The sequence below is a fragment of the Pseudomonas sp. A-RE-19 genome, assembly GCF_019956555.1.
Taxonomy (GTDB): Bacteria; Pseudomonadota; Gammaproteobacteria; order Pseudomonadales; family Pseudomonadaceae; genus Aquipseudomonas.
Genome location: NZ_JAHBDQ010000022.1, coordinates 24,292 through 44,682, shown reverse-complemented (window position 1 = coordinate 44,682; position 20,391 = coordinate 24,292). Strand labels below are relative to the sequence as shown.

Here is a 20,391-nt window from a genome sequence, read left to right as displayed (position 1 = left end):
CACGGCGCTGCAAGCGTGAAGCGACAGCATTACTCGTCGCGACCTTCCATCATGGTGCGTTTGAGCATTACATACACCGCTCCGGCGCCACCATGTTTCGGTTGGCACGACGTGAAGCCGAGCACCTGTGAATGCTGACGTAGCCATGTGTTGACGTGACTCTTGATCATCGGCCGCTTGCCGTCCAGGCGTACAGCCTTGCCGTGGGTGACGCGCACGCAACGGATTTCGAATTTTGTTGCTTCGGCCAGAAAGGCCCACAGGGTTTCACGGGCCTTTTCCACGCTCATGCCATGCAGGTCGAGGCTGCCTTCGAACGGAATCTGTCCGATCTTGAGCTTGCGCATCTGGCTTTCCTGGACGCCGTCCCGGGCCCACATCAGCTCATCTTCGGGGCCGACATCAATGACGAACTGATCGGACAGCCCGTCAACAGTGGTGGCATCGGTGCGCACGGTGGCGGCCTGGCGCAGCTTGGCAATTTGCGCGCGGTCGGCCTTGGGTTTGCCGGTTTCGGCGCGATCGTGTTTGATCGGCTTGACGCCTTGGATCGCGCTTTTGAACAGGGAAAAATCGTCGTCTTGCATGTCAGCCTCCGCGAAGGGCGGCCAGTTTACCCAAGTCGAAGCGCTATCCATAACAATTGGGCCCGCCAAAACGACGGGCCTTTGATTCAATCGTGTTTTTTCATCAGATGCGGTGCCATGTTCAGCTCTTGCGACTGGCGCGAGCGACGACGGCAGCGGCGCCACAACCACACGCCGATGTACAGCACGAACAGGCCCACGGCCAGAATGATCGCCGAACCCAGCGGGCTGGCATTCAACTCGCCCAACGCCGGTGGCCGCCCCAGCAGGCTGGCCGCGCCGGCCATCGCCAGCAACACACCGCACATCGCCAGCAGGGCGGCGAACGCTGCGCCGAAGCGAAAACGCCAGTTGCGTTGGCCCTTGGGCCGCAAGCGGCGTGCATCAAAACCATCGGATAACTTCATTCCGACCTTCCTCAATGGGTATCGGGCCTTCGACCGGGAGTTGACCGGGATGTTCCTGAGGCTAGGGCAATTACGGCAAATGAGAGGCTTTTGCGGATGAGCGGCGGCATGGACCGCTCATCAACAGTCGATCAGATCAAATCAGATCGTGGGTCAGGGCGAGGGTGGCGAAGTTGTCCGCCATGATCGCCATTTCGGTCTGCTGAACCTGTTCCGCGCTGAGAATGCCGCCCTTGCAGGGCAAATCGCGCGTTGCGCAGGCATCTTCCACCAGGGTGCAGCGAAAGCCCAGGTTCTTCGCCGCGCGCACGGTGGTGCTGACGCTGGAGTGACTCATGAAGCCGCAGACGATCAGGTCGAGCGAGCCCAGTTGTTGCAAACGATCGTACAGTTCGGTGCCGTGAAACGCACTCGGCAGCAATTTGCCGATGATGGTTTCGTCACCTTGCGGCTCCAGCCCCGGGATGAACTCACCGCGCTCACCCTGTGGATCGAACAGCCCACCGACGGTGCCGAGGTGACGCACATGCACAATCGGGCGACCGGCTGCACGGGCAGCGGCCAGCAGTTGCTTGATGTTCGCGACGGCAGCATCCATGCCGCTCAGTGCCAAGGGGCCGCTGAGGTATTCTTTCTGGGCATCGATGATGACAAGGGTCGCATGACCCAGATTGGCCGCCGCATAACCACGGCCGCTGAGTTGAAACATCGTTTTTGGAACGGACATTCTGGGGCTCCTTCGGGTGGGGCTTTTGCGACATTGTCCTCTGGCTGAGCGCTTCTGTGAATCGCTACCATCGCAGGCACCGTCGTTGTTGGCTCGCAGCCTTGTCAAGATACTCGTTCTGTTCAATAGCCTGCTGAAAAAATAGAAGAGTCCTACGTCTGATCCGGTGTTTTTCCTGCGTCGTCGTGGCGTCTTTTGGCTGTTAGAATCATCAGTCGTTTTTTTTGGAGTTTTGCCCCGTGATCACTTCCCGACTTCGCACCCTGCGTGACCATATTCGTTGGGCCGTCAGCCGCTTCCATGGGGAGGATCTGTTTTTCGGCCATGGGACCGACAACGCCTGGGATGAAGCCCGTCAATTGGTATTGGGTGCGTTGCACCTGCCCTGGGAAATCGCCGACAGCTATCTGGACTGCCGTCTGGAAGACGACGAGTTGGTCAATCTGCAACGCTTGCTCAAGCGCCGTATCGAAGAGCGCATTCCGACGGCTTACCTGCTGGGCGAAGCCTGGTTCTGTGGCCTGTCGTTCATTGTCGACGAACGTGTATTGATCCCGCGTTCACCGATTGGCGAGCTGATCGAAAAACGTTTCGAGCCATGGCTGGGCGCCGAACCTGCGCGCATTCTGGACCTGTGCACCGGTTCCGGTTGCATCGGCATCGCCTGTGCTTACGAGTTCCAGAACGCCGAAGTGGTACTGGCCGATCTGTCGTTCGAAGCGCTGGAAGTGGCGAACCAGAATATCGAGCGTCACGGTGTCGACGAGCGTGTATTCACCGTTCAGGGTGATGGTTTCGATGGTTTGCCGGGGCAACGTTTCGACCTGATCGTGTCGAACCCACCCTACGTCGATGCGGAAGATTTCGCTGACATGCCGGATGAGTATCAGCACGAGCCCGAGCTGGGCCTGGCCTGTGGCGATGATGGTTTGAATCTGGTGCGCCGCATGCTCGCCGAAGCGGCGGATCATCTGACCGAGAAGGGTTTGCTGATCGTCGAGGTGGGTAACAGCCAGGTTCACGTCGAGGCGTTGTACCCGGAAGTCGACTTCGCCTGGCTGGAGTTCGAGCGCGGTGGGCATGGTGTGTTCATGCTCACAGCGGAGCAGTGCCGCGATCATCAGGCGCTGTTCGCTTCTCGCGTCTGACCTGAGAAAGCGTTCGCGGGCAAGCCTCGCTCCTACAGGTTTGGTGTCGTGTCTAAGTGATGCGATACACACAATCCTGTGGGAGCGTGGCTTGCCCGCGATGGCCGCGCCTCGGTCTATAACCTTCAGCGATGCGTAGCAATCCAGATCAACAACCCCGCCTGAAACACCGCAAACGCCACCAGACAGGTAATGGTAAAACGCAGCCCGGCGTCTTCGCGTTTGTACTTGCTGACTTTTTCTTCGTGCTTCTTCAGTTTGACTTCCTGTTCCGCCAGGTTCTGCTCGGCTTGCTGGAGCATCTGCGCGGCTTCGAGGATTTCCACCTGTTGCAGTTTTTCGCTGTTCCAGTCACCCAGCAAATCACCGACCTGCACTTCTTTGACGCTGCCCTTCAAATGCTGGGCGTCGGCGTAGGCCACATCAAAACCGTGCACCCGCAGAAAGTGATCGCGGCGCAGGCGAGTGTCTTCGTTCAGCGCATCCTTGTTGTTCAGGTCGGTGCCGTCGACGGTGTAGGCGGGCCATTTCTTCTTTGCCCAGGTAATGCCCTGAGCCGCCATATAGCGTCCGATGCCACGGTTCATCGGTTCGATCTGCAAGCCGCTTTCCGGTCCGAAATGCACGCGTTTGGCGGCATGGTCGACCCACACGTCCAGATGGTTCTGTTCTTTGCGCACGCGTTGGCCTGGCAGCTTGATGGCCATGCGCAGCAGGCTGTGTTCCTTGCCATTGCGTTCGGCGTAACCGAACTCGACAAAGCGCAACGGTCGCCCACCGGTGTTGCGGTCGGTTTGCAGCGGCGCCAGACGGAGCATTTTGTGGTGCTCGACGTGGACGTCCGCCCACGGCAGCTCGACCGCTGGAGGTGCGTCTTTTTCAGCGGTGGTGTCGGGTGAAGTCTGGGTATCAGTCATAACGGCGAGATCCTGTCCAAGCCCTGCTTGCCGCCAGCCATTGCGCTGGCGACAAAGGCTTATCGGCCGTTTTTTTCAGGACTGGAGGGCCAGGGGGCGTTCTCAACCAGTTTTCACACCGCGCCCGGCCCGTTTTAAGGCGACAACGCGGCGTGAAAACCTGGTTGAGAACGAGCCCTGACAGCGCTTAACGGGTGCGAAGTCCGTCAATAAATCCGAGGATTCGCGCACCGAGTTCCGCTGCCAGCGGTAATTGCGGATCTTTATAGGAGGCCAATTGCCGCTTCACGTCGATCGGCACAATGCGCATCACATGGTTCATGCCTTCGATCAGCGCCAGTTCGGCGTCCGGTTTGGCGGCCTTGAGCGCCCGGGCGTCACCGACGCCGACCTGAATATCGTTGCTGCCCTGGATGATCAGCGCCGGCATCTTCAGCTTGGCGAAAGCGGCGGCCGGGTCCTGGCGGAACAGCGAAATCAGATACGGCTGCACGCTGGGGCGGAAAATCACCTGTAGCTGCGGCGGCACGTTGTCGTCGGTGTGGCCGGCCTTGAGGCTGTCGAGTAGTTCATTGCTGCGCAGCATCAATGGAGGCGGCAGGCGATTGCTCAACTGCTGGCGCAGCACCTGATCGACCGGCCGGGCGCTGCCAGACAAGGAAATCACCGCCGCGGCATCGACGCTCGGCGCCGCCAGGCTGGCGATCAAAGCACCTTCGCTGTGGCCCAGCAAAATCAGTTTGCCAAAGCGCGGATCGGCTTTGAGCTTCTGACCCCAGGCCTCGGCGTCGGCGACATAGGCCTCCACCGACAGATTGCGCTCATCGGGCGTGGCCGCCAGGCTCGCCGCTACGCCGCGCTTGTCGTAGCGCACGCTGGCAATGTTGTGTTTGGCCAACACCCACGCCAGTCGTTTGAGGCTGTCGTTACGTCCGCCTTCGGGGTTGTTTCCGTCACGATCCGTAGGGCCGGAGCCGGAAATGATCAGGACAACCGGTACAGGTGTGTCGGACTTGGGCAGCAACAGCGAGCCGGAAAGCTCGCCGCTGCCGGTGTCCAATGTGATCGGGCGTTGCAGGACAGAGGCCTGTACAAAACCGGTAAACAAGGTAAGGCTCAAGGCTAGAACTCGCAGCATCATCACGCCATCATTCACAAGGTGCCGGTTGGACTCGCAGGTACCCATAAGGTTCGAGGATGAACTAGTCGGGTAGCCTGCGTATACTGGCGCGCATAATGTATTTAGGTTCGATTTCACGGAGCGTCCTGCATGTCCGGCAATACCTACGGCAAGCTGTTCACTGTCACCACCGCGGGCGAAAGCCATGGTCCGGCGTTGGTCGCCATTGTCGATGGCTGCCCGCCGGGCCTGGAGATTTCCCTTGAGGACCTGCAGCGCGACCTGGACCGGCGCAAACCCGGCACCAGCCGCCACACCACCCAGCGTCAGGAAGCCGACGAAGTCGAAATCCTCTCCGGTGTGTTCGAAGGCCGCACCACCGGTTGCGCCATCGGCCTGTTGATCCGCAACACCGACCAGAAGTCCAAGGACTACTCGGCGATCAAGGATCTGTTCCGCCCGGCCCACGCCGACTACACCTACCACCACAAATACGGCGAACGCGATTACCGCGGCGGCGGTCGCAGTTCGGCCCGTGAAACCGCCATGCGCGTGGCGGCAGGGGCGATTGCGAAAAAGTACCTGGCCACCCAGGGCATCGTCATTCGTGGCTACATGAGCCAGCTCGGCCCGATCGAGATCCCGTTCAAGACCTGGGATTCGGTGGAAGAAAACGCCTTCTTCAGCCCCGACCCGGACAAAGTGCCGGAGCTGGAAGCCTATATGGACCAGTTGCGTCGCGACCAGGATTCAGTCGGCGCGAAGATCACCGTGGTCGCCGAAGGCGTAATGCCGGGCCTTGGCGAGCCGATTTTCGACCGTCTCGATGCCGAACTGGCCCACGCGCTGATGAGCATCAATGCGGTCAAAGGCGTTGAAATCGGTGCCGGATTCGCCAGCATCGCCCAGCGCGGCACTGAACACCGCGATGAAATGACCCCGGAAGGTTTCCTCAGCAACAACGCCGGCGGCATTCTTGGTGGTATCTCGTCCGGTCAGCCGATTGTGGCGCACCTGGCGCTCAAGCCAACCTCGAGCATCACCACGCCGGGCCGTTCCATCGACATCCATGGCAACCCGGTGGAGGTTGTGACCAAAGGCCGTCACGACCCGTGCGTCGGCATCCGCGCCACGCCGATTGCCGAAGCGATGATGGCCATCGTGCTGATGGACCACCTGCTGCGTCACCGCGGGCAGAACGCCAATGTGCGCGTGAGCACTCCGGTGTTGGGTCAGCTTTAATGGCTGACCTTACAGCCGCTTTGGTCTGACGACTTTGGCGGCGCTCCCGTACTGGCGGCTCTCCAGTTTCTATCTGTTCTATTTCGCTTTGCTCGGTTCGACGGCGCCGTTTCTGGCGCTGTATTTCGATCACCTGGGTTTTTCCAGTGCGCGCATCGGCGAACTGGTGGCGATCCCGATGCTGATGCGTTGCGTGGCCCCGAACATCTGGGGCTGGCTCGGTGACTACACCGGGCGACGGCTGGCGATCGTGCGTTTTGGCGCGGTTTGTACGCTGTTGACCTTCTCGCTTATTTTCGTCAGCAAAAGTTACGCGTGGCTGGCGATGGTCATGGCCTTGCACGCGTTCTTCTGGCACGCGGTGTTGCCGCAGTTCGAAGTCATCACCCTGGCGCACTTGAACGGCCAGACGTCTCGCTACAGCCAGATTCGCCTGTGGGGCTCCATCGGTTTCATCATCACCGTGGTTGCGCTCGGTCGGTTGTTCGAATGGCTCAGCCTGGACATCTATCCGGTGGCACTGGTGCTGATCATGGCCGGCATCGTCGTCAGCAGCTTATGGGTGCCTAACGCGCAACCGATTCAGGGTGAACGGTTGGCGGGGGAGGGATTCCTCCAGCAATTGCGCAGTCCGGGAGTGTTGGCGTTCTACGGTTGCGTGGCGCTGATGCAGATGAGTCACGGGCCGTATTACACCTTTCTGACGTTGCACCTTGAGCGACTCGGTTACAGCCGTGGGCTGATCGGCATGCTCTGGGCGGTCGGCGTAGTTGCCGAAGTCTTGATGTTTCTGGTCATGAGCAAGATCCTTGCGCGCTTCTCGGTGCGCCGGGTGCTGCTGGCGAGTTTCCTGCTGGCGGCCCTGCGCTGGTTATTGCTCGGTTCGTTTGCCGAATTCCTCTGGGTGTTGCTGTTTGCCCAGGTGCTGCACGCCGCAACCTTCGGCAGCTTTCACGCCGCTGCCATCCAGTTCGTGCAACGTAGCTTCGGCGCACGTCAGCAAGGCCAGGGTCAGGCGTTGTATGCCGCGCTGGCCGGCACCGGCGGTGCATTGGGCGCGTTGTATTCCGGCTACAGCTGGAATGCCCTCGGCGCCACATTGACCTTTAGTATTGCCAGCCTCGCATCCTTCGCCGCTGCCGTTATCATTGCCACACGTATGCAAGAGGACAGGCCGTGAGCCTTACCCGTGAACACCTCGCCCAGGAAATCATCGACGCCGGACGGTTTCTGTATGGCCGCGGCTGGTCGCCGGCCACCAGCAGCAATTACTCGACCCGCCTGTCGCCGACCGAAGCCTTGCTGACGGTGTCTGGCAAGCACAAAGGCCAGTTGAGCCTTGATGATGTGCTGGCCACCGACCTGTCGGGCTATAGCCTGGAACCGGGCAAAAAACCGTCCGCCGAAACCCTGCTGCACACTCAGCTCTACAGCTGGCGCCCGGAGATTGGCGCGGTGTTGCACACCCATTCGGTGAACGCCACGGTGCTGTCGCGCCTGACGCCGGAAGACTTCATCGAGTTCGAAGACTACGAACTGCAAAAAGCCTTCAGCGGCGTCTCGACCCATGAGTCTCGGGTGCGCGTGCCGATTTTCGACAACGATCAGGACATTGCACGGCTGGCCGCCAAGGTGCAGCCTTGGCTTGATGCCCACCCCGATTGCGTCGGCTACCTGATCCGCGGCCATGGCCTCTATACGTGGGGCGCGCGCATGAGTGACGCGCTGCGGCAGATCGAGGCGTTTGAATTTTTGTTCGAGTGCGAGTTGAAGACGCGCTCGCTCTCGAACCATAAAGCATGAACCGTTAAGGAGTTGCCCAGATGAGCAGCCTGTCCGTTTATCACGTATCCAGCCCTGAAATTCCTGACAAAGTCCTGACCCACCTCGAAGACATCGCCTCGACCCTGGCCGAGCAGGGCGTGCGCTTCGACCGTTGGCAAGCCGCGGCGAAAATCCAGCCCGGTGCCAGCCAGGAAGAAGTGATCGCCGCCTATCAGGCGCAAATCGACAAACTGATGACCGAGCGCGGTTACATCACTGTCGACGTGATCAGCCTGAACAGCGATCACCCGCAAAAAGCCGAGTTGCGTGCCAAATTCCTCGATGAACACCGCCATGGCGAAGACGAAGTGCGATTTTTCGTCGCCGGCCGTGGCTTGTTCACCCTGCACATTGGCGATTACGTTTACGCCGTACTCTGCGAAAAAAACGACCTGATCTCGGTCCCCGCCGGCACAAAGCACTGGTTCGACATGGGCGAGCAGCCGCATTTCGTCGCAATCCGCCTGTTCAACAACCCCGAAGGCTGGGTGGCCAATTTCACCGGCGATGACATCGCCAGCCGCTTCCCGCGTCTCGAGGACTGAGTCGATGTCGATCAAAGCGATTCTCACCGATATCGAAGGCACCACCAGCGCGGTGAGTTTTGTGTTCGACGTGTTGTTTCCTTACGCCGCCAGACACCTGCCAGAGTTTGTTCGCCAGCACGCCGAACGCGCGGATGTAGCAGAGCAGCTGGCGGCTGTTCGCCGGGACAGCGATGAACCTGACGCCGACATCGAGCGGGTCATCGAAATCCTGCTGGACTGGATCGCCGAAGACCGCAAGGCCACGCCCCTCAAAGCATTGCAAGGCATGGTCTGGGAGCAGGGTTATCAGGCCGGGCAGTTGAAAGGCCATGTTTACCCGGATGCTGTTGAAGCGCTCAAGCGCTGGCATCAGGAAGGTTTCAAACTGTTTGTTTATTCCTCAGGCTCGATCCAGGCACAAAAGCTGATCTTCGGCTGCTCGGAGGCGGGTGATTTGTCGCCATTGTTCAGCGGCTATTTCGACACCACTTCGGGACCCAAGCGGGAAGCACAGTCCTACGAGCGCATTACCCAGGCGATTGGTGTCGAGGCGTCGCAGATTCTGTTTCTGTCCGACATCGTTCAAGAGCTGGATGCCGCGCGTGCGGCCGGGATGGCAACCTGTGGCCTGGCCCGTGAGGGCGGGGAACTGGCAGGGTATGTGACCGTCGACAGCTTTGCGCGGATAAATCCTTCTGCCCTGTAAACCCCATAACCTGTAGGAGCCTCGCGAAAGCGGTGTCTCAGTCAATGCACATCTCGCCTGACACACCGCCTTCGCGAGCAAGCTCTGCTCCTACAGGGATTGCGCGACGCCAGAAACAACTCAGGCCGTGAAGCGAAAGCTTTCACGGCCTGTTTGTTTGTGGCGCGTTTATTTATACAACCGCAGGATTCAAACCGAGTGATAGGTCGGCAGGGCAAATCGCTGCTGGCTTTGCAGCATGGAGATCTGCGGAAGTTCGCTGGCCTGTTCGGCGATGTCACGGCGAATCGCGCTGATCACCCACGACAGCTGATCGCCGGCATGCAATTGCTGGTAGGAAATCGAACGTTTGAAGACTTTGCCTTCCTGATTGCGCAGGGTCAGCAGAATGCCGCCATCAGGGCGTGGCTGGGTGGTCACTTCGAAGTTGGAAAACAGCGACGAAAATTTTTCCTGGATCAGGCTCATGACTATCAGCTCCGTTGGCACATGAAGGGCAAGCATGGAGAGGTAGTTGCAGTGATTGTGCCAGCACCTGTTTTTTAAAAAATCAATACAAATCAACAGGTTACTGGTTTTGTGTTTTTGTGCTTTCGTGCAATTTGCATGAATGGCCATCGTGCATCCTGCATTTTGCGTGGTCGGCCACGATTCGATTGAACCAATCACAGCGCCAGGGTTCCGCCTTTTCGAATGCAGCGGCCAACGCATCGGTCGCGGATACAAAACATTTCAAAAACCGCGTGTACAGCTCAAGAACCGCTGACGTATTTTCGGTTTCAATCAACGCCGCCCGACAATAAGAAGATCGAACGGGAACCCCATGAGCCGCACGCTGAACGACACGATCACTTGGGGCATGATGCTCCGCAAGCTGCCTTCCATCGCCAGAGCCATTCCCCGCGTGGTGAAGGGCATGAAAGCCGCCAACGTCAAGGACCCGACCCAGTCGTGTGGCCTCGGCTGGAGCTTCGAGCAGGCGACGGTGCGCAATCCCGAGGGCCCGGCATTGCTGCAGGGCGAGGTGGCGCTCACGTATGTACAGGTCAATCAGTGGGCCAATCGCATCGCCCATTATCTGATCGCCCAAGGCATCGGCAAGGGCGATGTGGTGGCGATCTTTATTGAGAACCGTCCGGAACTGCTGGTGACGATACTGGCGGTGGCCAAGGTCGGTGCAATCAGCGCCTTGCTCAATACCTCCCAGACCCGCGACACCCTGGCCCATAGCCTGAACCTGGTGGCGCCCGTGGCGATCGTGGTTGGAGAAGAGCTGGTTCCGGCCTTCAATGCGGTCCGCGAGCGGGTATCCATCGACGCGGCGCGCACCTGGTTCGTTGCCGATCAAGACACTTACCGCGATCCGGGCAATTCGCCCGATGGCTTCATCAATCTGATGGCCGCCAGCTGCGAAGCGTGCAGCGACAACCCCGCCAGCAGCCAGCAGGTTTTTCTCGACGACCCTTGTTTCTATATCTACACCTCGGGCACCACCGGGTTGCCCAAGGCCGGGGTGTTCAAGCACGGCCGCTGGATGCGCAGCTCTGCAAGTTTTGGCCTGATCGCCCTGGATATGCAGCCCCAGGACGTCGTTTATTGCACCTTGCCGCTGTACCACGCCACGGGTCTCTGCGTGTGCTGGGGCTCGGCGATCATCGGGGCGTCGGGGTTTGCCATCCGCCGCAAGTTCAGCGCCAGCCAGTTCTGGAGCGATGTGCGCAAATACCGGGCGACCACCCTGGGTTACGTCGGTGAATTGTGCCGCTATCTGGTGGATCAACCACGCAGCGTCGACGACAGTCGGCACTGCGTGACGAAGATGATCGGCAATGGTCTGCGCCCCGGGGCGTGGAGTGAGTTCAAGACACGTTTTGCCGTCAACCATATCTGCGAGCTGTACGCCGCCAGCGACGGCAATATCGGCTTCACCAACATCCTCAATTTCGACAACACCATCGGGTTTTCCCTGATGGCCTGGGAACTGGTGGCGTACGACCACGACAGCGGCGCACCTACACGTGATGCCCAGGGATTCATGCACAAAGTGGCCAAGGGCGAGCAAGGTCTGCTGCTGGCGAGGATCGACGACAAGGCGCCGCTGGACGGCTACACCGACCCGCAGAAGACCGCAAAAGTCGTGCTCCACGACGTGTTCAAGAAGGGCGACCGTTACTTCAATACCGGTGACCTGCTGCGCAACATCGGTTTCGGCCATGCGCAGTTTGTGGATCGCTTGGGCGACACCTACCGCTGGAAGGGTGAGAACGTCTCGACCACCGAGGTTGAGAATATCCTGCTGCAACACCCGCACATCGCCGAAGCCGTGGCCTATGGCGTGGAAATCCACAACACCAACGGGCGGGCGGGGATGGCCGCCATCACCCCGGCCGAATCCTTGGCGACTCTGGACTTCAGTGAGCTACTGGCTTTCGCCAGGCAGCAAATGCCTGCCTATGCGGTGCCACTTTTCCTGCGGGTGAAAGTGAAAATGGAAACCACCGCGACCTTCAAATACCAGAAGACCCGGCTCAAGGACGAAGCCTTCGACCCGAGCAAAACCGGTGAGGACCCGATCTACGCCTGGTTGCCGGGTACCCAGACTTACGTGCAAGTCACCGAGCAGGTGCTGGCGGATATTTACGGCGGCAGGTATCGCTATTAAATGTAGCTATGGCCGTCCATGAGAAAAAAGAAGTGACAGGTTCCGGAGCGCTCGGGAAACTATCGGCTTTCCGATTGACCGAATGTGGAGTCCCCAATGTCAGACAAAAGCCGCCAGATGACGCCCGAAGAGGCTGCTGAATTTGCCGAACAGGTGTTCAACAAAGCGCGCGAGGGCGATGCGGCCATGATGGCTGCGCTGCTGACCAAGGGCTTGCCGCCGAACCTGCGTAACCACAAGGGCGACACTCTGCTGATGCTCGCCGCGTACCACGGCCATGTCGACACGGTAAAAGTCCTGCTCGAGCACAAGGCTGACCCGGAAATCCGCAACGACAATGGCCAGAGCCCGATTGCCGGCGCGGCGTTCAAGGGCGACTTGGCGGTAGTCAAGGCGTTGGTGGAAGGTGGCGCGCAAGTGGAAGGTTCGTCCTTCGACGGTCGTACTGCGCTGATGATGGCGGCGATGTTCAACCGCGTCGAAATCGTCGACTACCTGATCAGCAAAGGCGCCGATCCGAAAGCCAAGGATGCCAACGGGGTGTCTGCGCTGGACGCGGCCAAAACCATGGGCGCGGTGGATACCACGGCTCAGCTGCAGAAATTGCTCGACTGATCACATTAAAAGATCGCAGCCTTCGGCAGCTCCTACAGAGCGCACGTCATGCCAATGTAGGAGCTGCCGAAGGCTGCGATCTTTTCGTCTTCACGCTTAACCTGCGTTATCCTTCGCGCCCTCAAATCTCCCTCGCTACAGGATCCACCTCATGAAAGCCGCACTCGTCGAACTCATCAGCAAAATCAGCTCCGGGTGCATGAGCGATGACGAAATCCTGAAAGTCGCCGACGAAGCGGCTCAGGCCTACGCCGACCCCGAGGCTTTTCTGACGGCCAATCCGGACATCAACTACGACGACACCTTCCCGATCCCGTTGGGTGAGTGGGTGGTCGTCGGCAGTCTGCCGGAAACCGTGCTGTTCCAGGCTGACACCTACATGGACCTGTTCGCCCAGATCGTCGCTTCGTTCGGCCCCGGCGTCGATTTCAACATCAAGCCCAAGCAACTGGCCAAGACCGAAGCCCTGACGGCGCTCAACCGTATTCAGGTGCAGATGAGCAGCATGAACAAGGAAAACGGCGGTTACACGCTGATGAACTTCAGCCAGTTGCTCGACGACGAGCTGCAAGTGGTGCTGGTCTACGGTAACGACGTGCCACGGGTGCTTGAGTTGTGCGCCGAAGTCGGCATTGCCGCCGCGCCCTCCCTGGAAGCCCTGAAAGTGGCGATCCACGTCTGAAGCCGCAACGCGGGTAATAAAACGGAACCCTCGCAAGGCCCGACTATCCTAAGAGGGCATACCACTCTCTTCGGGAGCGTCACCATGGGTTCCACGTTCAACAGCCTGGTCGGTCTGATTATTCTTGCCCTGGATATCTGGGCCATCATCAACGTGCTTAAAAGTGGCGCCGAAACCGGGATGAAAATCCTCTGGGTGCTGTTGATCCTCCTGCTGCCGGTGCTGGGCCTGATCATCTGGGCCATCGCCGGGCCACGAGGCAACGTGCGGATCTGACTGCCTCCTCAGGCACAACGCATTTCCCTTGTGGGAGCGAGCCTGCTCGCGATAGCGATCTGTCTGCAACATTGATGCTGAAGGTGCCGCCGTCATCGCGAGCAGGCTCGCTCCCACATTGTTCTGCGTGTACTTCAATGACGAAGGTTCGACCTGTCATATTCCGCGACGTAGAATGCGCGCCTTTCCCGGTCAATCAAGGCGATCGATTGACCATCATGGGCGGGTAACCGTCCGTTGCCATCCGCATTCACGGAGCACTTCCCATGAGCAATCCCCCAGCCAGCGAGTACCTGGAAACCCTCTACGAAGGCTATGGCCAGCGTTTTCGCATGGAAAAACTGCTGCATGAAGTGCGCACCGAGCACCAGCACCTGGTGATTTTCGAAAACCCGCGCATGGGCCGGGTAATGGCGCTGGACGGCGTGATCCAGACCACCGAAGCGGACGAGTTCATCTACCACGAAATGCTCACCCACGTGCCGATCCTCGCCCATGGCACCGCCAAGCGCGTGCTGATCATCGGCGGCGGCGACGGCGGCATGCTGCGTGAAGTGGCCAAGCACCGCGGCATCGAGCACATCACCATGGTCGAGATCGACGGCACCGTGGTCGATATGTGCAAGGAATTCCTGCCGAACCACTCCAAGGGTGCGTTCGATGACCCACGCCTGAACCTGGTGATCGACGACGGCATGCGCTTCGTCGCCACCACCACCGAAAAGTTCGACGTGATCATTTCCGACTCCACCGATCCGATCGGCCCGGGCGAAGTGCTGTTCTCCGAAAACTTCTACCAGGCTTGCCGTCGCTGCCTGAACGAAGGCGGCATTCTGGTGACCCAGAACGGCACCCCGTTCATGCAAATCGAAGAAGTCAAAACCACCGCCGGCCGTCTGCGCAGCCTGTTCCCGGACTGGCACTTCTATCAGGCGGCCGTGCCGACCTATATCGGCGGCGCGATGACCTTCGCCTGGGGCGCGACCAATACCGCCTATCGCAAATTGTCCCGCGAAACCCTGCAACAGCGGTTCGCCGGCAGCGGCATCATCACCCGCTACTACAACCCGGAAATCCACATCGGTGCCTTCGCCTTGCCGCAATACGTGCTGCAAGCAGTCAACAAGCCAAGCAACGACTAAAATTTACGTATAACCCCTGTAGGAGCGAAGCTTGCTCGCGAACGCGGTGTATCAGTCAATACACATGTCAACTGATACACCGCGTTCGTGAGCAAGCTTCGCTCCTACACAGGTTTCCGTGTTTTTTTCATGCCACCACGCGGTAATCCGTTTGAACGATCGCTCCGGTCAAAAGTCCAGATAGAAGTAAGCCCATCCATGGGTTTGTTCGAGGAGGCACCGATGCAAAAGTGGAAAATCACTTTCGTGGATGATCATGGTGAAACAGTGGACGAACTCTTCGAGTGCGAGGAATGCCCGAACAGCGAGCAAGCCGCCAAACTCATTCGCGCCCGGTGCCTGCCGGTCGCTGCCGAACTGGATCTCAATGATCTGGAGGGGCGTACCGATGATCCGACCGTCAAAAGTCTGAAATCCCAGAACAGCATTGAAATCATCAGTATTACCCCGATCTGATACACCTCTTGTCACATTCACACCCAGGCCTTGGCAGCAGCTCTATCTTGCGGCTACTCTGCAAGCGAGATCAGCGAATGACTCGCTAAGGTCTGGTCTTGTCAGCTACATGCTTGTTTCCCGTCGGCAACCTCTGTTGCCGTATCGCTTTCACCAATCGGTTGAAAGTGCAGGGAATACGGAAAGTCTATCCATCAGTCTGAGGGGGACGTTTCATGAGCACAGCCTATCAAGAAGACATCAGCAGCAGTGTGCTGCGCCGCATGAAAGAAGGCGGTTTTGACTTTTCACGATTCCATCCCATCGAGTTCTACGCCATTTTCCCGGACGAGGAGCGGGCACGCAGGGCGGCAGGTCATTTCAGTGGTGAATCCTTGAATGCCCAGATCAGCGTGCGCGACGACGGCGCGTGGCATCTGGAACTGAGCAAAGTGATGTACGCCACCTACGACGGCATCGGTGACTTTGAGCAGGATTTCGAGGCGGTGGTCGAGCCTCTGGGCGGCATCATCGAAGGATGGGGCGTCAAGCAGGAGATACGAGGGCTACTCGCATAACCTTATGAACAGTGACAACACTCAGCAACGGCTGACCTTTGGGTCGGCCGTTTTCGTTTTCGCGGTTTGAAAAAGCCAAAAGATCGCAGCCTCGTTTCACTCGACAGCTCCTACATTGGAATGCGTTCTCTGTAGGAGCTGTCGAGTGAAACGAGGCTGCGATCTCTTGATCGTGTTTTTGATTCATAACGTTTCAAAAACGCAAAAAAAGCCGCCTGAACAGGCGGCTAAGAGGGAAGAACAATAAGTTTTTCAGCGAATGAGCGAATTATCCGCATCGCTCCCCGAGCAGTGAAATCAACTCTGACTATGCTGCAGATAGGCGACAGCATTGCTTCGCCATGAAGCGGGGGCGATCAGGTTGGGGCATTTACCGCACAGGATTGGTGCGGTGTGTGCAGCGCCATTATCCAACTGATTGATATCAAAGCGTTTATGCCGATGGCACGGGCCTTGCGAAGGCTTGGAAGTCCGGGTGACAAGGAGTACGGCATGATCCGCACCTATTTTGATGAGATGTACGATGCCGGCGGCCAGGTCCGCCCGCATTATCGGGAGTTTGCCCGTTGGCTGGCCGAAACGCCTGACGAGCTTTTGGCACAACGGCGACGCGAGGCCGATCTGTTATTTCATCGTGCCGGGATTACATTCACGCTCTATGGTGATGAGCAAGGGACAGAGCGCCTGATTCCCTTCGATACCATTCCCCGCAGTATCCCCGCCAGTGAATGGCGGGTGGTCGAGCGCGGCTGCATTCAGCGGGTCAAGGCATTGAACATGTTCCTTGCCGACCTCTATCACGAGCAGCGCATCATCAAGGCCGGCATCATCCCGGCCGAGCAAGTGCTGGCCAACGAGCAATATCAGTTGGCGATGCAAGGGCTGGATCTGCACCGCGATATCTATTCGCACATTTCCGGTGTCGACCTGGTGCGCGATGGCGACGGCACGTACTACGTGCTCGAAGACAATCTTCGTACCCCCAGCGGTGTGAGCTACATGCTCGAAGACCGCAAGATGATGATGCGTCTGTTCCCCGAGTTGTTCTCGGCCCAACGCATCGCACCGATCGACCACTATCCGAACCTGTTGCTCGACACCCTGAAAAGCTCCAGCCCGATCGATAACCCGAGCGTGGTAGTGCTGACGCCGGGGCGCTTCAACAGCGCGTTTTTCGAGCATGCGTTTCTGGCCCGGGAAATGGGCGTTGAACTGGTGGAAGGCGCGGACCTGTTCGTGCGTGACGACAAGGTGTTCATGCGCACCACCGACGGGCCGAAAGCGGTCGATGTGATCTACCGTCGCCTCGACGATGCCTTCCTCGATCCGCTGGCGTTCAACCCGGACTCGATGCTCGGCGTTCCAGGGCTGTTGTCGTCCTACCGTTCCGGCAACGTGGTGCTGGCGAATGCCATCGGTACCGGGGTCGCGGACGATAAGTCGGTATATCCCTTCGTCACGGACATGATTCGTTTCTATCTGGATGAAGAGCCGATTCTGAAGAACGTGCCGACGTGGCAGTGTCGAAATCCCTCTGAACTGTCCCACGTGCTGGCCAATCTTCCAGAGCTGGTGGTCAAGGAAACCCAGGGCTCCGGCGGTTACGGAATGCTGGTGGGGCCAGCGGCGACGGCGGCGGAAATCGAGTCTTTCCGCGAGCGGATCAAAGCCAAGCCCCACGCGTACATCGCCCAGCCGACGTTGTCCCTGTCGACCTGTCCGACCTTTGTCGAAAACGGCATCGCTCCACGCCACATCGACCTGCGTCCGTTTGTATTGTCTGGCCGCGAAACCCGGGTTGTGCCCGGCGGTTTGACCCGTGTCGCCTTGCGCGAAGGCTCCCTGGTGGTGAATTCCTCCCAGGGCGGCGGAACCAAGGACACCTGGGTGGTAGAGGATTGAAGGAAGCCTGCCATGTTAAGTAGAACTGCCTCGGATTTGTATTGGATGTCGCGTTACCTGGAGCGGGCGGAAAACCTCGCACGGATGCTCGACATCAGTTATTCGCTTTCACTGATGCCTCAGGACGGTCGTGGCGATGGCTTGCACGAACTCGCCATGCCATTGCTGATTACCGGCACCCTGGACGATTACCTGGAGCGTCACGGCGATCTGCATGCCGAACGGCTGCTGCATTTCTTCGCTTTGGATGCGGCCAACCCGGCGAGCATCTACAGCTGCCTGGGTGCCGCGCGAGCCAGCGCCCACGCGGTGCGTGGGCGAATCACCGCCGACATGTGGGAAAACATCAACTCCACCTGGCTGGAAATTCGCGGGATCGCCGAACAGGGCTTGAGTCGTTATGGCATGAGCCGTTTCTGTGAGTGGATCAAGGAACGTTCCCACCTGTTTCGCGGAGCGTCCTACGGCACGATCATGCGTAACGACGCGTTCCGGTTCATTCGTCTGGGCACCTTTATCGAAAGGGCTGACAACACGTTGCGCCTGCTCGACGCCCGTTACGAAATGGCCGGCGATCAGGCCGAAGCGGTCAGCGACGGCACGGCTCACGCCTACTACCAGTGGAGCGCGTTGCTGCGGGCTTTGTCGTCGTTCGAGGCTTACACCGAGATCTACCGCGACGCGCCAGGTGCCCGGCATGTGGCCGAGCTGTTGCTGCTACGCGCCGACGTGCCGCGCTCCCTGCGGGCCTGCACCGAAGAAATCGACCAGATCCTCGCCCAGTTACCGGGGGCCAACGGTCGTCCTGCCCAGCGTTTGGCGGCAGAAATGGACGCGCGCCTGCGCTACACCGGCATCAACGAAATCCTCGACGAAGGCCTGCACGCCTGGCTGACCGAGTTCATCCCGCTGGTGCGCCAGTTGGGCAACGCCATACACAGTTCCTACCTGGAGGCTGCATGAGACTTTCCATTAGCCACGAGACCACCTATCACTACGAAGATCAGGTGCGGGCGAGCATCCAGTACCTGCGACTGACCCCCCACGACAGCGAACGCCAGCACGTGCTCAGCTGGCAGCTCGATTTGCCACGCCCGGTGCGCGCGCAACTCGATCCGTTCGGCAACATTCTGCATGTGCTGACCCTGGATGAACCTCACGAAGCAATCATCATCGGCGCCCGAGGGCAGGTGGACATCGATGAGCTGCGCGAAGCCGAGCATGAAAGCCAGTCGGCGCTGCCGTTCCTGCGCTTCACGCGCCTGACCGAAGCCGACGAAGCCCTGCGTGCGTTTGCCGAAAAGGCCTGTAAACAACGCCGGGATCGCACGGCGCTGATTGATTTGATGCATGGCCTGAACCAGCACATGACCTACACGCCGGGCTCCACCGAAGTGGAGACCAGCGCCGCGCAAGCTTTCGCCGGGCGTTCCGGGGTCTGCCAGGACCACACCCATGCGTTTCTCGCCTGCGCCCGCAGCCTGGGCATTCCATCACGGTATGTGTCGGGGTATCTGTACAGCGAAAACAGCGAACACCTGGCCAGTCACGCCTGGGCTGAAGCCTGGCTGGATGACGCCTGGTACAGCTTCGACGTGACCAACGAACTGGCCCGCCCTGAACGTCACTTGAAACTGGCCGTGGGCCTGGACTACCTCGACGCCTGCCCGGTGCGCGGCATGCGCCGTGGCGGTGGGTGCGAGCAGATGCATGCGAAGGTGTTTGTTTCGCCGACGCCAGCGCCGGTGATCTCAGTGCAACAGCAGTAATCCGGGATTTCACAAATCCCCTGTGGGAGCGAGCCTGCTCGCGATAGCGGTGTGTCAGCTACAGATTTACTGACTGAACATCCGCTATCGCGAGCAGGCTCGCTCCCACAAGGGGATTGGTGTCAGGGTTGCACCTTCCGTCCCGCCATATGTTTCAAATACCCCACCAACAACTCCAGATCCCCCTCCGGCAACACCGTCGTCGCGAACGCCGGCATCTTCGCCTGCGGCCACTGACGCAGGCTCTGCGGATCACGAATGTAGCGCTTGAGGAAGTCCGCGCCGAAATACTCGGTCGGGTTGAACGGAATATTCAGGTCTGGCCCGAACTGCGCATCCCCCGCGCCATTCAATCGATGACAGGCCAGGCAGTTTTTCTGAAACAGCGCAAAACCCTTGTTCACCGGATCGTCCGCCTTCAGCGCAGGATCGGGCAACAGGGCAGGGAAGCGCTCGGCCACCGGGGCCATGCGCTTGATGCTGGCGACTTCGAAGGGCCATTGCTCGGGGCTGATATTGCCTGCCTGCGGATCGGTCCAGACCAGATAAAACGGCCCCGCACTGTGCTTGCCCTCTGACAACGGCGGCCACGGCTGGGCCGGGTCTTCAATCGCCAGCCAGGCCCGCGCCCCTTGGGTGTTGAGCAGCGGCGCGGCAGCCAGCTCGGCGGCAAAACCGTCCAGGGCAACAGCTTGCAGATGATCGTCAGGCTTGACGCCCGTCAACAACGCCGCCAACGGCACAGCGCGATAGCTCATGTCCCGTTTGTAGGAAACGTCGTTAGTGATCGTGATGGTCTGAACCTGAGGATGCTTGAGCAATTCCTCGGTTTGCCAGGTGCGGGAGCTCGCGCCCAGCGCAAGATTGAGCTGTGCGGCAGACAGAGGCGTGCTGAGCAGCAAGGCCCCCAATAGAATGAGCGCTTTCAAGTGATTGCCGTCCATGTCGTGGAAGTGCCGCAAAGGTTGGCACAGTCACGCTGGCCCGGATAGCGAGCCAGTCACACTTTTTAATCAGGCGAAATAAACCCCCTGATGCTCGATCAGCCAATCACCTTGGTCAGGTTCGGCAAAATCAGCAGCAGTGTAGTGGCGAATAGAATGAGCCCGGCTTGACGAATTTTCG

23 protein-coding genes are annotated in these 20,391 nt (G+C 59.2%); 16 read left to right on the top strand and 7 right to left on the bottom strand.

From position 1 onward, the window contains the following. Positions 1-29 precede the first annotated feature (29 nt). From KGB14_RS15245 to KGB14_RS15235, 3 genes are all read right to left on the bottom strand, one after another. The gene (locus tag KGB14_RS15245) at positions 30-587 is read right to left on the bottom strand and encodes a Smr/MutS family protein (RefSeq protein ID WP_223487627.1); all 558 of its coding nucleotides are present in this window, start codon (positions 585-587) and stop codon (positions 30-32) included. Positions 588-673: 86 nt separating this feature from the next. Then, on the bottom strand, positions 674-994 hold the full coding sequence (locus tag KGB14_RS15240) for a hypothetical protein (RefSeq protein WP_223487626.1): 321 nt from the start codon (positions 992-994) through the stop codon (positions 674-676). A 136-nt stretch (positions 995-1,130) separates the two neighbouring features. Beyond that, positions 1,131-1,721 carry a cysteine hydrolase family protein gene (locus tag KGB14_RS15235; protein ID WP_223487625.1) on the bottom strand — a complete coding sequence of 197 codons (591 nt, stop codon included), beginning with the start codon at positions 1,719-1,721 and terminating at the stop codon, positions 1,131-1,133. A gap of 239 nt (positions 1,722-1,960) precedes the next feature. On the opposite strand from KGB14_RS15235, the gene prmB reads away from it, so the two are divergent. Continuing rightward, a complete protein-coding gene (gene prmB, locus KGB14_RS15230; RefSeq protein ID WP_028941057.1) occupies positions 1,961-2,869 on the top strand; it encodes a 50S ribosomal protein L3 N(5)-glutamine methyltransferase in 909 nt (302 codons plus the stop codon). A gap of 125 nt (positions 2,870-2,994) precedes the next feature. Here prmB and KGB14_RS15225 read toward each other — a convergent pair whose 3' ends face one another. Together KGB14_RS15225 and KGB14_RS15220 are read right to left on the bottom strand one after the other, a co-directional pair. Then, positions 2,995-3,786 carry a hypothetical protein gene (locus tag KGB14_RS15225; protein WP_223487624.1) on the bottom strand — a complete coding sequence of 264 codons (792 nt, stop codon included), beginning with the start codon at positions 3,784-3,786 and terminating at the stop codon, positions 2,995-2,997. Between the two features lie 187 nt (positions 3,787-3,973). Then, positions 3,974-4,972: an alpha/beta hydrolase gene (locus KGB14_RS15220; RefSeq protein WP_223487623.1), complete on the bottom strand. Its 999-nt coding sequence runs from the start codon at positions 4,970-4,972 to the stop codon at positions 3,974-3,976. An 84-nt stretch (positions 4,973-5,056) separates the two neighbouring features. Here KGB14_RS15220 and aroC point away from each other — a divergent pair, with 84 nt between their 5' ends. From aroC to mtnC, 5 genes are read left to right on the top strand one after another with little or no spacing between them, the layout of a single operon-like run. Further along, complete coding sequence (gene aroC, locus KGB14_RS15215) at positions 5,057-6,148, top strand: chorismate synthase (RefSeq protein WP_223487622.1); 1,092 nt, start codon at positions 5,057-5,059, stop codon at positions 6,146-6,148. A gap of 34 nt (positions 6,149-6,182) precedes the next feature. Further along, positions 6,183-7,328, top strand: coding sequence for an MFS transporter (locus KGB14_RS15210; RefSeq protein ID WP_223487621.1), 1,146 nt, complete (start codon positions 6,183-6,185; stop codon positions 7,326-7,328). Beyond that, complete coding sequence (locus tag KGB14_RS15205; RefSeq protein ID WP_223487620.1) at positions 7,325-7,951, top strand: methylthioribulose 1-phosphate dehydratase; 627 nt, start codon at positions 7,325-7,327, stop codon at positions 7,949-7,951. The genes KGB14_RS15210 and KGB14_RS15205 overlap by 4 nt, the downstream gene beginning before the upstream one ends. Before the next feature lie 20 nt (positions 7,952-7,971). Further along, positions 7,972-8,517, top strand: coding sequence for a 1,2-dihydroxy-3-keto-5-methylthiopentene dioxygenase (locus KGB14_RS15200; protein ID WP_223487619.1), 546 nt, complete (start codon positions 7,972-7,974; stop codon positions 8,515-8,517). Positions 8,518-8,521: 4 nt separating this feature from the next. Beyond that, positions 8,522-9,205: an acireductone synthase gene (mtnC, locus tag KGB14_RS15195; RefSeq protein ID WP_223487618.1), complete on the top strand. Its 684-nt coding sequence runs from the start codon at positions 8,522-8,524 to the stop codon at positions 9,203-9,205. 189 nt (positions 9,206-9,394) lie between these two features. On the opposite strand, the gene KGB14_RS15190 is transcribed toward mtnC, so the two are convergent. Next, positions 9,395-9,673, bottom strand: coding sequence for a DUF3509 domain-containing protein (locus tag KGB14_RS15190; RefSeq protein ID WP_223487617.1), 279 nt, complete (start codon positions 9,671-9,673; stop codon positions 9,395-9,397). 355 nt (positions 9,674-10,028) lie between these two features. Here KGB14_RS15190 and KGB14_RS15185 point away from each other — a divergent pair, with 355 nt between their 5' ends. The 10 genes from KGB14_RS15185 to KGB14_RS15140 all read left to right on the top strand — a co-directional run bounded on the left by KGB14_RS15185 (position 10,029) and on the right by KGB14_RS15140 (position 19,266). Then, positions 10,029-11,867 (top strand): long-chain-acyl-CoA synthetase, encoded by a 1,839-nt coding sequence (locus KGB14_RS15185; RefSeq protein ID WP_223487616.1) that lies wholly within the window; start codon positions 10,029-10,031, stop codon positions 11,865-11,867. Positions 11,868-11,963: 96 nt separating this feature from the next. Beyond that, positions 11,964-12,482 carry an ankyrin repeat domain-containing protein gene (locus KGB14_RS15180; RefSeq protein ID WP_223487615.1) on the top strand — a complete coding sequence of 173 codons (519 nt, stop codon included), beginning with the start codon at positions 11,964-11,966 and terminating at the stop codon, positions 12,480-12,482. 151 nt (positions 12,483-12,633) lie between these two features. After that, positions 12,634-13,164: a hypothetical protein gene (locus tag KGB14_RS15175; protein ID WP_008076371.1), complete on the top strand. Its 531-nt coding sequence runs from the start codon at positions 12,634-12,636 to the stop codon at positions 13,162-13,164. Positions 13,165-13,248: 84 nt separating this feature from the next. Further along, positions 13,249-13,440 carry a PLDc N-terminal domain-containing protein gene (locus tag KGB14_RS15170; protein WP_223487614.1) on the top strand — a complete coding sequence of 64 codons (192 nt, stop codon included), beginning with the start codon at positions 13,249-13,251 and terminating at the stop codon, positions 13,438-13,440. Positions 13,441-13,706: 266 nt separating this feature from the next. After that, entirely contained in the window at positions 13,707-14,582 is an 876-nt protein-coding gene (speE, locus tag KGB14_RS15165) for a polyamine aminopropyltransferase (protein ID WP_223487613.1), read from the top strand. 222 nt (positions 14,583-14,804) lie between these two features. Further along, on the top strand, positions 14,805-15,038 hold the full coding sequence (locus KGB14_RS15160) for a hypothetical protein (protein ID WP_038979787.1): 234 nt from the start codon (positions 14,805-14,807) through the stop codon (positions 15,036-15,038). 215 nt (positions 15,039-15,253) lie between these two features. Beyond that, on the top strand, positions 15,254-15,595 hold the full coding sequence (locus KGB14_RS15155) for a ribonuclease E inhibitor RraB (RefSeq protein WP_223487612.1): 342 nt from the start codon (positions 15,254-15,256) through the stop codon (positions 15,593-15,595). A gap of 492 nt (positions 15,596-16,087) precedes the next feature. Further along, positions 16,088-17,497, top strand: a complete 1,410-nt coding sequence (locus tag KGB14_RS15150) for a circularly permuted type 2 ATP-grasp protein (RefSeq protein WP_223487611.1) — start codon at positions 16,088-16,090, stop codon at positions 17,495-17,497. Positions 17,498-17,509: 12 nt separating this feature from the next. After that, positions 17,510-18,460 (top strand): alpha-E domain-containing protein, encoded by a 951-nt coding sequence (locus KGB14_RS15145; RefSeq protein WP_030131627.1) that lies wholly within the window; start codon positions 17,510-17,512, stop codon positions 18,458-18,460. Further along, positions 18,457-19,266 (top strand): transglutaminase N-terminal domain-containing protein, encoded by an 810-nt coding sequence (locus KGB14_RS15140; RefSeq protein WP_223487610.1) that lies wholly within the window; start codon positions 18,457-18,459, stop codon positions 19,264-19,266. Before KGB14_RS15145 ends, KGB14_RS15140 begins: the two co-directional genes overlap by 4 nt. Before the next feature lie 122 nt (positions 19,267-19,388). On the opposite strand, the gene KGB14_RS15135 is transcribed toward KGB14_RS15140, so the two are convergent. Further along, a complete protein-coding gene (locus KGB14_RS15135; RefSeq protein WP_223487609.1) occupies positions 19,389-20,210 on the bottom strand; it encodes a c-type cytochrome in 822 nt (273 codons plus the stop codon). Between the last annotated feature and the right edge of the window lie 181 nt (positions 20,211-20,391).

Excerpts from the sequence above, each read along its gene's own strand:
- KGB14_RS15160 (WP_038979787.1), top strand. The coding sequence starts at position 14,805 with ATGCAAAAGTGGAAAATCACTTTCGTGGATGATCATGGTGAAACAGTG.
- KGB14_RS15180 (WP_223487615.1), top strand. The coding sequence starts at position 11,964 with ATGTCAGACAAAAGCCGCCAGATGACGCCCGAAGAGGCTGCTGAATTT.
- KGB14_RS15225 (WP_223487624.1), bottom strand. The coding sequence starts at position 3,786 with ATGACTGATACCCAGACTTCACCCGACACCACCGCTGAAAAAGACGCA.
- KGB14_RS15135 (WP_223487609.1), bottom strand. The coding sequence starts at position 20,210 with ATGGACGGCAATCACTTGAAAGCGCTCATTCTATTGGGGGCCTTGCTG.
- aroC (WP_223487622.1), top strand. The coding sequence starts at position 5,057 with ATGTCCGGCAATACCTACGGCAAGCTGTTCACTGTCACCACCGCGGGC.
- KGB14_RS15175 (WP_008076371.1), top strand. The coding sequence starts at position 12,634 with ATGAAAGCCGCACTCGTCGAACTCATCAGCAAAATCAGCTCCGGGTGC.
- KGB14_RS15240 (WP_223487626.1), bottom strand. The coding sequence starts at position 994 with ATGAAGTTATCCGATGGTTTTGATGCACGCCGCTTGCGGCCCAAGGGC.
- KGB14_RS15185 (WP_223487616.1), top strand. The coding sequence starts at position 10,029 with ATGAGCCGCACGCTGAACGACACGATCACTTGGGGCATGATGCTCCGC.
- KGB14_RS15145 (WP_030131627.1), top strand. The coding sequence starts at position 17,510 with ATGTTAAGTAGAACTGCCTCGGATTTGTATTGGATGTCGCGTTACCTG.
- speE (WP_223487613.1), top strand. The coding sequence starts at position 13,707 with ATGAGCAATCCCCCAGCCAGCGAGTACCTGGAAACCCTCTACGAAGGC.
- KGB14_RS15200 (WP_223487619.1), top strand. The coding sequence starts at position 7,972 with ATGAGCAGCCTGTCCGTTTATCACGTATCCAGCCCTGAAATTCCTGAC.
- mtnC (WP_223487618.1), top strand. The coding sequence starts at position 8,522 with ATGTCGATCAAAGCGATTCTCACCGATATCGAAGGCACCACCAGCGCG.
- KGB14_RS15150 (WP_223487611.1), top strand. The coding sequence starts at position 16,088 with ATGATCCGCACCTATTTTGATGAGATGTACGATGCCGGCGGCCAGGTC.
- KGB14_RS15140 (WP_223487610.1), top strand. The coding sequence starts at position 18,457 with ATGAGACTTTCCATTAGCCACGAGACCACCTATCACTACGAAGATCAG.
- KGB14_RS15170 (WP_223487614.1), top strand. The coding sequence starts at position 13,249 with ATGGGTTCCACGTTCAACAGCCTGGTCGGTCTGATTATTCTTGCCCTG.
- KGB14_RS15155 (WP_223487612.1), top strand. The coding sequence starts at position 15,254 with ATGAGCACAGCCTATCAAGAAGACATCAGCAGCAGTGTGCTGCGCCGC.
- KGB14_RS15235 (WP_223487625.1), bottom strand. The coding sequence starts at position 1,721 with ATGTCCGTTCCAAAAACGATGTTTCAACTCAGCGGCCGTGGTTATGCG.
- KGB14_RS15245 (WP_223487627.1), bottom strand. The coding sequence starts at position 587 with ATGCAAGACGACGATTTTTCCCTGTTCAAAAGCGCGATCCAAGGCGTC.
- KGB14_RS15190 (WP_223487617.1), bottom strand. The coding sequence starts at position 9,673 with ATGAGCCTGATCCAGGAAAAATTTTCGTCGCTGTTTTCCAACTTCGAA.
- KGB14_RS15220 (WP_223487623.1), bottom strand. The coding sequence starts at position 4,972 with ATGGGTACCTGCGAGTCCAACCGGCACCTTGTGAATGATGGCGTGATG.